This is a genomic window from Aquimarina litoralis (assembly GCF_019295435.1).
Taxonomy (GTDB): Bacteria; Bacteroidota; Bacteroidia; order Flavobacteriales; family Flavobacteriaceae; genus Aquimarina; species Aquimarina litoralis_A.
Genome location: NZ_WEKL01000012.1, coordinates 117,747 through 133,241 on the forward strand (window position 1 = coordinate 117,747; position 15,495 = coordinate 133,241).

Below are 15,495 nucleotides of genomic sequence, written 5' to 3' on the forward strand. Positions count from 1 at the left end.
CATGAAAAAAATAGAAGCAATAATTCGCAAAGCACGATTTAAAGAAGTTAGAGATGCATTGCATGAAATAGAAGTTAATTTTTTCACTTATTGGGATGTTACTGGTGTAGGCAATGAAAAAAAAGGACACCTATATAGAGGTATTAGTTATAGTACTTCGGATATTCAAAGAAGATATCTTTCTATAGTGGTGTCTGATGAATTTGCTGAAAGGACGGTACAAACAATTATTGATGCCGCTAAAACTGGAGAGATTGGTGATGGAAAAATATTCATTTCTGAAATACAAAACACCTACAGAATTCGTACAGGTGAACATGGGAATCAGGCATTGAATTAACAACTTTATTGAGAGATATTAAAAAGCTTATCAGATATTGATAAGCTTTTTTTATGACTTATGAATTAACTTTTACATAACTTAATTTAACAAATAATACGTATTATTTAGTTATTTAACACTCTCTTAGAAAACTACACTTTCAAATTCTTAAAAAATCGACCTTCAAACGATAATGTCTAATTTTTTAAGGGTATAAAATAATAAAACCGTAAAAATTACACTGCATACCCCTTTTTTTATTGGGATAAATTTGTTTTAACATAGTTTTACAGCACCAATTAAAAACAAATTAATACCAATTAATGTTTATTATGAAAACAAAAACCGTAACAAAACTTTTCAAAAAAGTATGTCTTTTTTCTCTTGCATTATTGAGCTTTTCTGCAATTGCACAGGAAGAAGAAAAAAAATGGTTCGATAACTTTTCTGTTAATGGATCTGTAGATGGCTATTTCAGATATAATTTTGGAGCACAAAATGACAATTCTACAGCACCTGCTACTTCTTTTGCAAATCAATCGGGATTTGCTTTAGGTATGGCTAACTTAATCGTTGGATACGAAGGTGAAAAAGTAGGATTCGTGGCTGATCTTGTATTTGGCCCAAGAGGTGAAGACGCAGTATTTCTTTCTGATGGATCTTCTCAAATAGTTAATCAATTATATGCGTACTGGAATGTAACTGAATCTTTCAAGCTTACTTTTGGTAATTTCAATACTTTTCTAGGATATGAAGTAATTTCTCCTACAGGAAACTTCAACTATTCTACTTCTTATATGTTTTCTTACGGTCCTTTTTCACATACTGGATTGAAAGCAGATTTTACACTTAGTGATAAATGGTCTGCAATGGTTGCTATAATGAACCCAACTGATTACACAGAAAACAATCCTTTCGACACTTATATTTTTGGTGCACAGGTAGGATATGCAGTTGACAATGGTAGTGCATATCTTAATTTTAGATACGGAAATGAAGGTGAACCAGGATTAGTAGGACCTACTTTCCAAGTAGATTTAACAACTGGATGGGATCTTACCGAGAATTTTTACTTAGGTCTTAATACTACCTATTTAACTACAGAAGATCAAGGAGATGCTGATGCTTCTGGATTCTATGGAGTTGCACTATATCCTCAATTAAAGACAAGTGACAATTTCAGTCTTGGATTAAGAGGAGAATATTTTTCTGTATTTAACGGAGGTTTAGTAGATGTGATTGGTTTAGATGGTGAAGGTGATGGAAATGTTATTGCTGCTACACTTACGGGAAGTTATGATATTGGTGACCTAACTCTTAAGCCAGAATTAAGATTAGATTCAACATCTGAAGATTTCTTCGCTGACAATGATGGTGACTTAACAAAAAGTCTTTCCTCGTTTGTTTTAGGAGCAATCTATAAGTTCTAATATATTATAGTTTAATATATTGTTTGTTTATGCAAAAAGCACTCTGATTTCGGAGTGCTTTTTATTTATTCTTCTCGTACTTATCATACTTTTTAACTCCAACAGGAATCTCTAAGTCCAAGTGATTTTCCTCTGGTGGTATTGGACAAGAATAACGAGGGCTATAAGCGCAATATGGGTTATAAGCAGTATTAAAATCAATGATAATTACATCTCCTTCTGGGATGGTGAGATCTATAAAACGACCTCCTTCATATGAGGTTGTTCCGTTTGTTAAATCMGTAAAAGGTAAAAACAGGTAATTTTCATATTCTGGCTGTGTTTTTAATCCTTGATTTTGGTATATATTTAATGTTTGCTTTTTATCCTCCAAAACAAATTGAGCTTCACCATACTTCACATATATCGGCTCCCTATTGGTAGTTGTTTTCATGATAAAAGGAGTTTCATACGGTGTTCTCACAAATTTTGCTTTCACACTATACATCGTATCAATTTTAAAGAATTCTAATTCTTTAAACGTTTTGAAATCCTTTGGTGTTAATGGTGATTTTTCTTCAGAAGTAAACTCTTTATTCAACTCTTCCTGAAAAGCTAATATTTTTTTAATTGTGGTAGAATCTTGAGCCACTAAATGGCTAAAGCATAGCATTAGTAAAAAAGATAATCTGTACACTGTCCCCTTATTTTTTGCAAAAGTACAAAGCATTCACAATAAACAAGTTAATATTCTCTAAAATTGTATACAGTTTTTCGACAAAAAGCTACTTTTACCGGTTCTAAACAAATCAGCCACCAAATACTGTGAAAAAACTATTACTTAACTACATTGATACTTTCTCCGGATTGTCCAAAGAAGTTTGGTGGTTGGCATTGATCACACTTATCAATAGAATGGGAGCAATGGTAATTCCTTTCCTATCGCTATATCTATCAGACGACTTATGCTTTACTTTAAAAGAAATTGGTTGGGTTATGAGCTGTTATGGTTTCGGGTCTTTATTGGGTGCTTGGTTAGGAGGAAAATTGAGTGATAAAGTTGGATACTATAAAGTAATTTTAACGTCACTCCTATTAACCGGAGTTTCTTTTTTTGTTGTACAATATTTCACGAGTTTTTGGAGTATCTGTATAAGCTTTTTTATTCTAATTACGGTGGCAGATGCCGCAAGACCAGCTTTTTTTGTTGCGCTTAGTGCTTATAGTAAACCTGAAAATAAAACAAGATCACTAACTTTTATAAGACTCGCTATAAATCTAGGATTTTCTATGGCTCCAGCATTAGGTGGTTTTCTAATCGTTACGTTAGGGTATGCTGGTTTATTCTGGGTAGATGGAATAACCTGTATTATCGCAGGATTTATTATGATTAAAACATTACATCCTAAAAAAGCCCGAATCATTGATAAAGAGGTTGTAATTGACAATCCTACTCCTGCGATTAGTGATGCGACCTATATGTTATTCCTTGTTGCATTAACGCTCTTTGGGTTTATTTTTGTTCAATACTTTTCTACCATACCTTTATATTATAAAGAAGTACATTTCTTATCAGAAAAAAGTATTGGACTTATATTGGCAATGAACGGAGTCTTAATTTTTATTTTTGAAATGCCTCTTATTGCTTATCTAGAGTCTACTTCATTATCCAAAATAAGAAATGTAATACATGGTTTTATTTTGACCGGAATAAGTTTTCTAATATTATTAATAACACCTTGGGCTGGAATTGTAATAATTGGAATGGTTATGGCAACTGTAGGTGAGATGATCTCTTTTCCTTTTGGGAATTCGTTTGCTTTGGATCGATCCAAAAAAGGAAGGCAGGGAGATTATATGGGATATTATAGTATGTCTTTTTCTTTAGCTCATATATTTGGACATAATACGGGAATGCAATTTATTAATATATATGGCTATGATAACGCATGGCTATTTATGGGAGGCATCTCTGCGATTGGAACAATTTTATTAATTATTGTCAAATACAAAGCGAGTAAAGAAAAAACTATACATATTGCGAGTACTAGGTAGGAATTACATTGATCAATTTAAATARACAAATAGGCCAAACAAAATCAGTTGAAATGAACATTAAGAAATTTAAAAATTACTTGATCAATAGAAATGTTTAAAGCTCTTAATGAGAGAAGGAAGTGACTATCCCAATAACTATCGGAATTTTCAATTTTATAATTTATTTTTAAGCAATTATTAAATTTAAACATGTGAAACATTTAGCATACACCTTTTTAATATTCATTACTTTTTTTAGTTGTAAAAACAACGTAAACACTACTGATAATAAGCAGGAAGAGCATATCGAAGTAGTAAAAAAGCAAAAGACTTTCCCAAAGTTAGAGCCTAACCGATATAATGTTGGGTTTCTAATTATGGATGGGACTTATAATACTGAATTCACTGCTCCTTTCGATATTTTTCAACATACACAATACCGTAAAAACATCAAGCAAATGAATGTTTTTACGGTAGCGAATACAGATGAAGCAATTACCACCTTTGAAGGCGTAAAGATACTTCCAGACTATAATTATCTAAAGGATTCTATACCACACATAGATATTTTGGTTGTACCAAGTGCGGAACATCACCTTGATACGGACCTAGATGATATTGATATGATTGATTTTGTAAAAAAAGTGGATAAAACTGCTTTGTTTATGACATCGCATTGCGATGGTGCCTTTGTATTAGCAAAAGCTGGAATATTGGATGATAAAGTTTCTACTACGTTTCCAAGTGATATAGATGCTATGAAAGAAATGTTTCCTAATCTAGATATTAGGAAAGATATATTATTTGTTCATGATGGTAAATATATAACTTCGGCAGGAGGCGCTAAGAGTTTTGAAGCCGCTCTTTATTTGTCAGAACATTTATATGGTGCTGAAATAGCAAGATCGTTAGCTAAAGGATTGGTAATTGATTGGAATCTAGAAGAGGTTCCACACTTGGTGATTTCAAAATAAAATGGATATTATACCAAAAATATAAAAGCGCTTCCTGTTGGAAACGCTTTCATCAATTTTAGGGCAAATTACGTACTCTCTTTAGCTTCAAGATTTGGGGTCTTTCAGACTAATGTCCTCACACTTAATAGGCCCTGACGTATTCCAAACTAATATTTCAAAGCTGTATCGTCATACAGTTTAAAATGTTAATTCTGGCCATACATCATTATGTTTTTAAGCTTATGTAAATATATTGTAAAATAATTGTTAATGCAAAATTTTTAACGATAAAAAACATAAAAAATCGATGAAATACACAAAAATCTTTGTTTTTGTACTATTTTGGTATAATTAATTTATTTTCATTAGGGATATTTCCACCTGTTTAGGCCAATTTTTTCAATACGATATTTATAAATAAAAAAGAAAAGCGATCTATTCATTAGATCGCTTTCTCTTATGGGTCAAATTAGTACTCTCTTTAGTTTTTAGATTTGGGGTCTTTAGACTAATGTCCTCACACTTAATTTATCCCAATGCGTATTCCAAATTAAGATTTTAAAAACATATCGTCATATATCTTAAAATGTTAATGTGTAAAATACGCATCTCTATATTTTACGTGTTATAAAGATATAGTATTTTTCACTTCAAAACCGTAAATCAAAAAAAAGTTATTAACAAAAATACGATTAAGTGCGTGTTAATATCGTCAAAATACCTGTTTAGTAATTTTTAAGTACTTAATTTGAAGTAAAAAACTTTGAAGTCCCTAAATACTTTTTTATGATATTATTGTACTCTTTTGAGATCCTTAATGACAATGTTCCTTCGATAGTATATAATGCATCCATTTCTTTATAACCTTGTTGTAACATTTTCTCCAAATAGAAAAGTGCAGTTTCAGTATCCTGATCTATCGCACTCAGCGCAATAATATTTTTATAAGAATCGAAATCATCTTTATCGATGATGGTACTTAACACATTTAAAAATATTTTCCTATCTATCTCTTTTTTACTTTTAGAAAGTTCCTTTTTATAATTAGCTACTATATTCTTTAAAAACCCTCTTATTCTTACTACCATAGCCGTAGTATAGGGCTCTTTAGAATTAGATATCATATCGAACTCTTCCATTTTATATTGCCACCATCCGAGATTGTTATATTCATTTAAAGCTATGTCTTCTTCTAACGCAAAAACTAATGATTCTCTTAAATAAACTTCTTTGTTTTTATTCCTAGACTTAATTCTTTTCTCTGTTTTATAAGCTTTTATTTTTTTAATCTCTTTTTGCTCATTTTTTAATTCATCAATAGCTACAAAGGCTTGAAACCTTTTCTGCATTCGAGTCAATTCATCGAATGCCTCTAGGTATTCTCGTTTCTCTTTTAATTCAAGTATATTTTCTTTATCCTTTTCATACCTCATTTTAATCCATAACGAATCCTTAGGAATATTTCCTTTCTCCATAGCATCCAAAGTAAAAAAAGGCAATGCTTTATGTATAATCTTTTGAGAAGGTAATGCTATATCCCCTTCATATGTATATAATGATGAAGAGATTCCCTTCCTATCCAAATACTTATTAGATATCAAAAAGTCTTGATATCTAAAATTATGAGTACTAACAATTCCAAAATAAGCGAAGTTCTTATTTCTACGTAATTTTTGATGATAATCAAAACTATTGTCAATTGCGATTACTCCACTAAACTGTTTATAAAACAATGGTAAGGAAGTATTTAACGGAGCATCATCACCAACTCCCAACGCATACATTCTTTTTTCCTGGATAGGAAAAAGCGATATGATATGTTTCACAAATACAGGAATATAACTTGATTTATCACTTTCACTTAATTTATTACCATAATTAGAAACTACAACTATATATCCAAAATCTTCGGCTGCTTTTTGAAACAAACTTGTTAAAGTATTCATATTTCCCTTACTATCGAATCCAAAAAGTATAGGCCAACTTTTATTCAGATCGAAAGCTTTTGGAAGGTATATACTATAAACGCCTTCAGTATCCGGCACTAGTAAAGAATCAATTACAACTCCCTTTTTCAGTTTTAATTCAGCTTGACCATAGCTAAAGGATGTAAAAAGGCTAATACATAGTATAAATATGATGTTTTTTAAAGAAATCCTTTTCACACGCTTAAATTTTAATAATTCTCTAATAGCAAACTAATTACAACATTGAGGATGTATGTTACCACTTCATTCTCTCACTATTACAAGCCACAAAAAAAATGCCATATACTTAATCGTACACTTCAAATATCAGAATGATAAGTTAAGCTCCAATCTTTCCTAATTCTACACCTTCTGAGTATGCAACTTTTATATCATGCTGACTAAACGCTTTTTTTATTTCCTGATGTGTAATGAAAGTAACTTCCCAAAAATCATCGGGCTTTACATAAGGTCGAACTGCAATTAAAATATTATGAGAATCAAAGTTTTCTATTCCAATCTCGGTTTTTGGAGTATCGAGTATTTTATCGATAGGATTTATAGCATTTTCAATCACCTTTTTAACTTTCGCAAAGTCTTCATCGTATGGCATAGTTACACCAATCTCTAATCGTACAACTCCTCTTTTAGAATAATTAGCTACAACATCGTCTGTAACTTTTGAATTAGGAATAATTAAAACTTTATCACCTGGTGTTACTACAATTGTACTAAAAATACCGATTTCCTGAACTTTACCAAAAGATTCTCCTACCTGAATCCAATCTCCAGCTTCATAAGGTTTCAGGAACATAATTAAGATACCTGAGGCAAAATTTCCTAAACTTCCTTGAAGCGACATCCCGATAGCAAACCCTACAGCAGCAAGAATAGCAAGTAATCCTGATAAATCAACACCCAGAATGGTAACAATAGCAAAAACAATAGCTATTTTCAAAACTACTGAAATGATCGATAACAAAAAAGGACGCATCGTATCCGAAATCCCAGTCTTTTCCAATGTCTTATCTAATAGTCGGAGTATTTTTTTAATCAGTTTAAAACCTATCCAAAATACTAAAGCAGCTGCTATAATTCTAGGAGCAAAAAAGACAGCTTTATCAATAGCTATTTCAAAATATTCTTGTAGTTTTTCCATGATTAGATTTTTAATATCTCTAAAATAGAAAAATTAAATAAAAAAAAAACGCTCGAGTGAAACTCTGAGCGTTTTTCCTATCTTTTTCCCGTACTCTCTTTGGTTCTTTATACCAATGTCCTCACACAAGATTTTGATAAATTTTACACACTTTATATACATCAAATCTCATGCCAAAACGAAAGAATTATATCTTCTCGAATTTCTTAATTGCATCTTTGTACTTCTTCAATTCTTTTGATACTCTCGGAGCCATTATAAACAATCCAATCATGTTAGGAACAAGCATTGAAAAAATCATAGCATCCGAAAAATCTATTACTGCGGTCAAACTAGCAGCAGAACCAATAATTACACAGATACAAAACATACTTTTGTAGATATATTCAACGTATTTTTTTCTACCAAATAAATAGGACCATGCCTGATATCCATAATACGACCAGGAAATCATAGAAGAAAATGCAAATAGTATTACAGCAAAACTTAACAAATAAGGAAACCAAGAGATTCCACTTTCCAGCGCATTAGCAGTCAATAAAACACCTTGTTCGTCTGATATTGCAGTTCCAACATCTATTTGTCCTGTTATGATTAAGACCAAGGCGGTCATTGTACAAATCACAACTGTATCAATAAATGGTTCTAATAAAGCTACTAACCCTTCGCTGGCTGCGTATTTAGTTTTCACAGCTGAATGTGCAATAGATGCTGAACCAATTCCAGCTTCATTAGAAAAAGCAGCTCTTCTAAATCCTTGGATCATCACTCCGATAATTCCTCCAGTAACACCTTCTGCRCTAAAAGCTCCATCAATAATTGCAGAAAAAGCATTAGGTATCATTTCATAATTTATGGTTATTATGGTAATAACAGCAAGTACATAAACTACTACCATTGCTGGAACAATCTTATCGGTAACCTTTGCAATTTTTTTAATCCCTCCAATAATCACAATGCCCACTAAAATTGCCATAATCAAACCAAATAACCAACCCTTTCCATAAATAAAGCTGTTTTCAGCTCCTGTTACATACTCAAATAATTTAAATGCCTGATTCGCCTGAAACATATTTCCACCTCCAAAAGATCCACCTACACACATAATTGCAAAAATTGCTGCCAATGCCTTTCCTAAATTAGAAAAACCTCTTTCTCTCAAACCTTTGCTTAAATAATACATTGGACCACCATATACAGTTCCCTTTTCATCAATTTCTCTGTACGCAACACCTAATGTACATTCTACAAATTTGGATGCCATTCCTAAAAAACCTACTAAAATCATCCAGAAAGTAGCTCCTGCCCCACCAATTGATAATGCTATTGCCACACCAGCGATATTACCTAATCCAACGGTAGCGGACAATGCCGCTGTCAAAGCTTGAAAATGACTAACCTCTCCTATTTCTCCTTCCACTCTAATAGTATCAGGTTGATCGTTATTGATCGTGTGTACTGAATTTGATACTTCAATGATTCCAGAATTTTCAAGGTGATCATATTTTCCTCGTATGATATTAATAGAAGTCCAAAAATTTCTAAAATTTATTCCCTTAAAATAAATTGTGAAATAAGATGCTCCTAATAATAAAACTACTAAAACCCAAGGAATACCAACATCTGTAGTGATTGGTATTTCAGCTAAAATTGCATCTACAAACCAATCTGTTATGCTTTTGAATCTATCATTTATTCGCTCATCAAATGACTGAATTCCTAATTCTTGTGATTTAACTTGCGTATTTAAAAGAAAGGAAACACATAATAAGATAATTTTTTTCATCTGTCCGATTATTTTGATTTCGGACGAAGATTGAATAAAACAACTTAGCACAAAAGGTTACGCAATGATGAAATTAGGGTGTTCAGATGCTTAAGCATATACTTAATCACAATCTTCATTTCGAATACTAGCATATTGCAAAAGTTGATTGGCTTTGGCAAAAGCAATAAGCTGCTCTTTCCCATCTGCACCGCTAATTTTAAGTACCTTTTTTATTTGATAAATATGCGTTTGTAAACCATCTAGACTAATATTCATAGCTTCTGCAATTTCTGGATAAGACTTATTTTCACCACAAACACCAAGATTTCCTAATACTTCCTTTTGTCGATCAGATAGCGTAATTCTGGTAGATTCTTCTAAGGAGTGAATTTTTAAACTACTTTCTTTTAAACGCTCTTGTAATCTTGCAATGGTATCCAAATGACTTTCATTGGCTAATACCAATTTCTCTTTTTCTTTCAGTAGCGCTTCTTTTTTTTCTTTCAGCAATTCTAATTCACTTTGTTTTAATTCTTTTTCTGAAAGAAATTTCCAACTATATAACAATATGGAGAATAAAAGTATAAAGAGGAATTTAAAAGATATTCCTGTTATTACCCCAATCAAAGCCCAAAATTCCTGATCTAGGAGTGCTAAAGCTTTATCTTGTGGTATGATTCTATGTGTCACTGCTATTACGATAAGAACAAACAGCAAAAAACATGGGACTACCATAAACCTCATCTTTCGATTTGCAAATGCTTTATTAAGCTCATTTAATAAGGCGAATGCTACTATCAAAGAGATAGGTATATCAATAAGCCAGATAAAATTATTACTTATCTCTGTATTACTATAAGAACTTACTATGAATACGAAAGCAATCATAATAAGTATTCCACTAAATAAAATAATAAATTCTTTTTCTGAAAAACGCTGGACCAATCTAACTACTATATTACGTTCTTTTTGATGTTCGATGGATGGTAATGAAAGTAAAATACTTAAGGAATTTGCCAAAGAAATAAGCACTCCTATATAAATAACAACTTTATGCGTCGGGCTTATTTTAGCCATTTCTATCAACATAATATTGATGAGAGCTCCAAAACCCCAAAGAAAAATTGCTAATCCAAACCATTTGATACCAACAATAGATATGGAAGATTGATTTTTAAAATTCTCTTTGTGATAAATTCTTTGAATAACAAAAGCAGTGATCAGGCAAACTATCGCTGTAACATAATATTCTAAGGTAACGTACATAATAGTCTAAAGATAAGATATAATCTATTGATTAGTATTTCTATTTAAAATTGGATTGCTTTCGACTACATTGGACAAAATAATATGAGTTTTTGCTTCGCCATAGGTGATTAATCTATCGATAAATCCCTGCAAATGAACCTGATCTTCTAATACCACTTCCATGATGATATTTTCATTACCAGTAATTCTATAACAATTAAGCACTTCTTCAAACTCTGATATCTTGGATAAAAAAGGTTTTAGACGTCCCATAAAAGCTCTAATAGTAATGATCGCTTTTAATTGATACCCTGTTTTAGCATATGAAACTTTAGTGGTATATCCTTCAATAACTCCAACATCTTCCATTTTTTTTATTCGCTCTGCGACAGCTGGCGAACTTAACCCTACATTTCGTCCAATCTCTGCATTAGATAGTCTGGCATTTTCCTGTAAAAGCTGAAGAATTTTCCAATTTGTGTCATCCATTATGATTTTAATTTTTATTAATGAAAAACTTTAATTCTTAAAGCAAATTAAGAATTATGCTTTAAACTAAAAAGCAATATCCCCTTAATTACTCTTAATTTTGATGTTATAATGGAAAGTCGCCCCAAAAATATAATTCTTTATAAAAAAGCACTCGAAATTCTTGTTTTGTCCAAGAGTGTTTCCAAGTATCTTTCTTATGACTTGGCTCCGTTAGAAAAAAACGGGAGCGAAAATCCTTTTATCTATTTTACCGGAGACATTGTAAAAGATTCTGATTCTTTGGTACCTAGAATTATGGAAGTTGAAAGTCAAGTTTTTCAAGATGACCGATTGAAACATGCCTGTCTTTTAGAAAGTTTGACAAACAAACTTTATAAAAACTGCGAGCGATTAGAGCGTTCTGGAAGCAATGGTAAAGATTTTGTTAGATTATTGAGAAAGGAAGTAAAAAAGTTCAAGAAGCTACAGCGCAATTGGATGATGACATTGTAATTGTTACACTTTAATTGTTGGGATAGATTAATGATCTAATTTTATCGGCAAGTTCTTTTTGATTTGTATTCGACTGATATAGATTTGGATTATTCATAGAATAGGCAACAGCAAAAACCTGAAAACGAAGTCTTTCTAACATTTTTTTCATTTCGGGATCTTCATCTTTATCCAGTTTTTTAAGTTTTCCTAATTCCTTTTCCCACCAAGAGAATTTTATATTCTCAGGATTTTTATAATCCTCAAAAAGTCGTGTGGTAAACTTTTTTGTTAAGGTAGTTTCCTTATCAAAAGCTTGAGATACAGATTTCAATTTATTTTTATATGCTTTACTTTTATGAATCGCTTTTAGTTTATCCGAAATGCTATCCAAATTGTAAAATGAATTATAGGTAAGCAGTGCTCTTTCATAATTTTCTACTGCATATAACAAATTTCCTTTTTTCTCAGATTCTTGTGCCTGTTTACATATCTTTTGATAGCTTTTATAAATTTCGGGAGCCTCTTTTTTCTTGAGCCCTTTCAAATGCGCTTGGATTTCCAACCAATCAAATGCTCTTAGAATTTGTTTTGAAGGCGTCCAACTATGATTACCATCATAGGTAATTAATGTATTGGAGAACTTTAGCTGCATTAAATATCCTTTTGCTCGAATCATTTCTTGATAATTCATATCTCGATCTCCACAAACTCCAGCATACGAAAAACTTTGCGTACTGGGAACATGAGAGGATTCTAAAGAAAAACCAGCTCCACATCCCACAACTCCTGCTACCTGATTGGTTAAAACAGCAATGGCAGAAGCCAAGCGCGAACCACCGGAAAATCCAGATAAATACACTTCATTTCGTTTTATCTTAAAATTGGCAAATACAAAATCAAATAAACGATTCGTTATATCAAAATTGCGATCATAAGGACCATTTTTGGTATGATTAGAACAAACCAACATATACCCATAAGCTTCAGAAGCTTCAATAAATGGTTGAATCCCTCTCTTTCCTTCTGCTCCAGGATCAAAAATAAAAACAATAGGAGATTCTTTTGTTGCATCAAATGAATTCGGCAAATAAAGGGTAAATGTTTCTTGTGTTTTACCTGATACCAAAACCGAATCTATCACTTTTCCAGTTTCATATTTTTGCGCAAAGGAATTTACATTTACAAATACTATTGTAATAAGTATGATTAATCTTAACATTACTTATATCTTTTTCCATTTTTAATAATTACATCTACATCCTGCAATAAACTTACATGCCTTAACACATCTCCCTTTACAGCAATAATATCTGCTAGCTTACCTTCGGTAATAGTACCTACTTTATCAGAAACACCCATCCAAACAGATGGCCAATAGGTTGCTGCTTTTATCGCATACATTGGATCGATTCCAAATTCATTTACCCAAACATCCAGTTCATTCCAGGTAGATTGACTATGAAATTTCATAGGAATTCCACTATCCGTACCGATCATCAGGACAACTCCAGCATCCATCAGCTGTTTAATTTTAGTTTCTAAAGTTGGTTTTCTTAAAGGTGTTAATTGAAAATACGGCAGTCGACTCTTCTTATGTTTAAAACTATTCTTAATATCAGCAACTACGCTATCCGGCAGCCCTCTATGCCATGAATCATTATCCAAATGTTCTCCATGATCTCTTACGTATTCATAGTTATACAATCCTTCAACGGTTGGACACCAAAAAAGCGGTCCTAAATTCATTTGAGCCGTTCGCTCTTTGATTGCATTCATTACATCATCAGGGTATCTTGGAGCTGATGATAAACCTGTATGTTCAAAGCAGTCAGCGCCTTCTCTTAAACCTACTTTTATTTCTTCAGGTCGATGTGCATGAGCAACTACTTTAAGATTATATTTATGTGCTGTTTCTACAACTGCCTGTACTTCTGCACTTGTCATTTGATCCTGATCAATGAGTTTAATACAGTCAACACCTGCATCTGCTAATTTTTTGATCTTCTTTTTAGCATCTTCAACTCCGTTAATTCCCCAGCGAAAAGCTTCAGTTCCTGGATATGGCTTTTTTTGTATAAAGGGTCCTGAAACATATAGTGTTGCACCTGGAATTTCTCCTTTGTTAATTCGATCTCTAACGGATAAACTTTCTTTCAAAGGTCCACCAAGATCCCTTGCACTTGTAACTCCTGCCATTAATAACTGCTCTGCAGAAGCGGGCATAATCACATCTTCTAATAATGGAGGATAGGTTTTATCCCAATAGGTATAATTAGCATGACCATTTATCATTGTATGTACATGCATATCCCATAATCCTGGTAATACAGACATTCCTTCTGTAGAAATTATTTCAGCTCCTTCTGGTACTTTTAAAGTTTTGGTTGTACCTATCTTCATTATTTTTTCACCTTCAATAAGGATTACACTATTTTGAATAGGAGTCGCTCCGAAACCGTCTATTAATGTTCCCCCAACAAGTGCTTTTAAGGATTTTTGTTGGCCAAAAGTATTACTACATACAAGTAGTATCAGGAGTAATTTTTTCATGATGAGTTGTGTTTCTTTAAAGATAGAAGACTATAAGAAAAGAAAAATCCCGTAATAAAACGGGATTTTAACTTATTTTTACATTGTATAGACCTCAAAACAAGTTTGGGGTAAGCGACCTCTAAGCTTTTGCTTTCGTAAAAGCAAGATTCTGCTTACATGTTTCTTCGATATTGTCCTCCTACTTCAAATAAAGCGGAAGTAATTTGACCTAAAGAACATTGTTTACAAACCTCCATGAGTGCTTCAAAAATGTTTTGATTATTCACTGCTTTGTGTTGTAGATCTTTTAATAGTTCTGCAGTATCATCTTCATTCCCTTTATGCAATTCATTGAGCATAGTGATTTGATACTGCTTTTCTTCTTCAGTTGCCCTAATTACCTCTCCAGGAGTTACTGTTGGAGAACCTTTAGAACTTAAGAAGGTATTTACACCAATAATTGGGAACTCGCCAGTATGTTTTAAAGTTTCGTAATACAAACTTTCTTCTTGTATTTTACTACGCTGATACATAGTCTCCATAGCACCTAAAACACCACCTCTTTCTGTAATTCTGTCAAATTCTGTTAGCACAGCTTCTTCTACTAAATCTGTTAACTCTTCGATGATAAAAGATCCTTGAATTGGATTTTCATTCTTAGCCAAACCTAACTCTTTATTAATAATAAGCTGAATTGCCATTGCTCTTCGTACAGATTCCTCTGTAGGTGTTGTAATTGCCTCATCATATGCATTTGTATGCAATGAATTACAATTATCATAAATTGCATATAATGCCTGCAATGTAGTACGAATATCATTGAAATCAATTTCTTGAGCGTGTAAAGAGCGTCCAGAAGTTTGGATATGATATTTTAGCATCTGTGCTCTAGAATTAGCACCATACTTATGCTTTAATGCCTTCGCCCAGACCTTACGCGCCACTCTACCAATAACCGCATATTCTGGATCTATTCCATTCGAGAAGAAGAAAGATAAGTTCGGACCAAATTTATTGATATCCATTCCTCTACTTAGATAGTATTCTACATAGGTAAACCCATTTGCAAGTGTTAGCGCCAACTGTGTAATTGGGTTCGCTCCAGCTTCGGCAATGTGATAACCTGATATA

General features: G+C 32.3%; 14 protein-coding genes. 5 read left to right on the top strand and 9 right to left on the bottom strand.

The features are described 5' to 3' along the window. Nucleotide 1 precedes the first annotated feature (1 nt). Both GBO31_RS08945 and GBO31_RS08950 read left to right on the top strand, forming a co-directional pair. Nucleotides 2–340 carry a P-II family nitrogen regulator gene (locus tag GBO31_RS08945; protein ID WP_219007988.1) on the top strand — a complete coding sequence of 113 codons (339 nt, stop codon included), beginning with the start codon at nucleotides 2–4 and terminating at the stop codon, nucleotides 338–340. 314 nt (nucleotides 341–654) lie between these two features. Then, the gene (locus GBO31_RS08950; protein ID WP_219007989.1) at nucleotides 655–1,752 is read left to right on the top strand and encodes a porin; all 1,098 of its coding nucleotides are present in this window, start codon (nucleotides 655–657) and stop codon (nucleotides 1,750–1,752) included. Between the two features lie 61 nt (nucleotides 1,753–1,813). Here the strand turns inward: GBO31_RS08950 and GBO31_RS08955 are convergent, their stop codons facing one another. Beyond that, complete coding sequence (locus GBO31_RS08955) at nucleotides 1,814–2,428, bottom strand: DUF1684 domain-containing protein (RefSeq protein ID WP_343211294.1); 615 nt, start codon at nucleotides 2,426–2,428, stop codon at nucleotides 1,814–1,816. A gap of 128 nt (nucleotides 2,429–2,556) precedes the next feature. Between GBO31_RS08955 and GBO31_RS08960 the strand changes: the two genes are divergently transcribed. Further along, nucleotides 2,557–3,786, top strand: coding sequence for an MFS transporter (locus GBO31_RS08960; protein WP_219007991.1), 1,230 nt, complete (start codon nucleotides 2,557–2,559; stop codon nucleotides 3,784–3,786). Nucleotides 3,787–3,980: 194 nt separating this feature from the next. Further along, complete coding sequence (locus GBO31_RS08965; protein WP_429725725.1) at nucleotides 3,981–4,742, top strand: DJ-1/PfpI family protein; 762 nt, start codon at nucleotides 3,981–3,983, stop codon at nucleotides 4,740–4,742. 725 nt (nucleotides 4,743–5,467) lie between these two features. Here GBO31_RS08965 and GBO31_RS08970 read toward each other — a convergent pair. From GBO31_RS08970 to GBO31_RS08990, 5 genes are all read right to left on the bottom strand, one after another. Beyond that, nucleotides 5,468–6,889, bottom strand: a complete 1,422-nt coding sequence (locus GBO31_RS08970; protein ID WP_219007992.1) for a hypothetical protein — start codon at nucleotides 6,887–6,889, stop codon at nucleotides 5,468–5,470. A 142-nt stretch (nucleotides 6,890–7,031) separates the two neighbouring features. After that, nucleotides 7,032–7,850, bottom strand: coding sequence for a mechanosensitive ion channel family protein (locus tag GBO31_RS08975; protein WP_219007993.1), 819 nt, complete (start codon nucleotides 7,848–7,850; stop codon nucleotides 7,032–7,034). A 187-nt stretch (nucleotides 7,851–8,037) separates the two neighbouring features. Next, nucleotides 8,038–9,636, bottom strand: a complete 1,599-nt coding sequence (locus GBO31_RS08980; protein ID WP_219007994.1) for an alanine/glycine:cation symporter family protein — start codon at nucleotides 9,634–9,636, stop codon at nucleotides 8,038–8,040. 102 nt (nucleotides 9,637–9,738) lie between these two features. Then, nucleotides 9,739–10,884: a helix-turn-helix transcriptional regulator gene (locus tag GBO31_RS08985; protein ID WP_219007995.1), complete on the bottom strand. Its 1,146-nt coding sequence runs from the start codon at nucleotides 10,882–10,884 to the stop codon at nucleotides 9,739–9,741. Between the two features lie 24 nt (nucleotides 10,885–10,908). Then, nucleotides 10,909–11,355, bottom strand: a complete 447-nt coding sequence (locus GBO31_RS08990) for an Lrp/AsnC family transcriptional regulator (RefSeq protein ID WP_246615819.1) — start codon at nucleotides 11,353–11,355, stop codon at nucleotides 10,909–10,911. Nucleotides 11,356–11,523: 168 nt separating this feature from the next. Here GBO31_RS08990 and GBO31_RS08995 point away from each other — a divergent pair, with 168 nt between their 5' ends. Continuing rightward, on the top strand, nucleotides 11,524–11,850 hold the full coding sequence (locus GBO31_RS08995) for a hypothetical protein (RefSeq protein ID WP_246615820.1): 327 nt from the start codon (nucleotides 11,524–11,526) through the stop codon (nucleotides 11,848–11,850). 10 nt (nucleotides 11,851–11,860) lie between these two features. On the opposite strand, the gene GBO31_RS09000 is transcribed toward GBO31_RS08995, so the two are convergent. From GBO31_RS09000 to GBO31_RS09010, 3 genes are all read right to left on the bottom strand, one after another. Next, complete coding sequence (locus GBO31_RS09000) at nucleotides 11,861–13,051, bottom strand: hypothetical protein (RefSeq protein WP_219007997.1); 1,191 nt, start codon at nucleotides 13,049–13,051, stop codon at nucleotides 11,861–11,863. Continuing rightward, nucleotides 13,051–14,382: an amidohydrolase family protein gene (locus tag GBO31_RS09005; RefSeq protein WP_219007998.1), complete on the bottom strand. Its 1,332-nt coding sequence runs from the start codon at nucleotides 14,380–14,382 to the stop codon at nucleotides 13,051–13,053. Before GBO31_RS09005 ends, GBO31_RS09000 begins: the two co-directional genes overlap by 1 nt. 155 nt (nucleotides 14,383–14,537) lie before the next feature. After that, a partial coding sequence (locus GBO31_RS09010; RefSeq protein ID WP_246615821.1) for a methylmalonyl-CoA mutase family protein occupies nucleotides 14,538–15,495 on the bottom strand: 958 nt, incomplete at its 5' end.